The sequence below is a fragment of the Methylobacterium platani genome (genome assembly GCF_001653715.1).
Lineage (GTDB): Bacteria > Pseudomonadota > Alphaproteobacteria > Rhizobiales > Beijerinckiaceae > Methylobacterium > Methylobacterium platani.
In genome coordinates this window covers 473-1,372 of sequence record NZ_LWHQ01000140.1, presented here as the reverse complement: position 1 = coordinate 1,372, position 900 = coordinate 473, and the positions used below count along the sequence as shown (strand labels likewise).

Sequence of the window (900 nt, the reverse complement as noted above, 5' to 3'; positions counted from 1 at the left end):
CGGCGACGGGCTGGTGCGGCTCTCGGTCGGGCTGGAGGCGGAGGAGGACCTGCTCGCCGATCTGGCGCGGGCGCTCGACGGCGTCGCCCGCGGCTGACGGGCGAAAGCGCGCGCGCGGCGCTAGATCTGACGCGAGCGGTCCCGACATCCCGAGCGAGCCCATGACACAGGACACGATGCGCCTCGGCGCCTTCTTCTACGCCACCGGCCACCACGTCGCCGGCTGGCGCCACCCGTCGAGCGAGGCCGATGGCGGGATCAGCCTCGACCGCTATGTCGGCTGGGCGAAGCGCGCCGAGGCCGCCAAGTTCGACCTGATCTTCCTGGAGGACGGCACCGGCATCCGCGACGCGGACCTGCGCTCGAGCGAGCGCACCGCGCGCTCGACGCATTTCGAGCCCGTCACCCTGCTGTCGGCGCTCTCCGCCGTCACGAGCCGGATCGGCCTCGTCGCCACCACCTCGACGAGCTTCAACGAGCCCTTCAACGTCGCCCGCCGCTTCGCCTCCCTCGACCACCTGAGCGGGGGCCGGGCCGGCTGGAACCTCGTCACCTCGGCGACCGACCTGGAGGCGGCGAATTTCGGCAACGACACAATCGCCCGTCACGCCGACCGCTACGAGCGGGCGGAGGAGTTCGTCGATGTCGTGCTCGGCCTCTGGAACACCTGGGACGACGACGCGGTCGTGATCGACAAGGCGTCGGGCCAGTTCTCGAAGCCCGACGGGTTCCGCCCCCTCGACCATCACGGCAAGCATTTCGAGGTCCGCGGGCCCCTCAACCTCTCGCGCACGCCGCAAGGGCAGCCGGTGCTGGTCCAGGCCGGCTCGTCCGGGCCGGGCAAGGATCTCGCGGCGCGCACCGCCGAGATCGTGTTCACGGCGAACCAGACCCTCGACG

At 71.6% G+C, this 900-nt stretch carries 1 protein-coding gene; it reads left to right on the top strand.

Annotated features, from left to right (window positions below; genetic code table 11):
* Positions 1–161: 161 nt before the first annotated feature.
* Positions 162–900 (top strand): NtaA/DmoA family FMN-dependent monooxygenase (locus tag A5481_RS35625; RefSeq protein WP_245298697.1); only part of this gene is annotated, 739 nt, incomplete at its 3' end.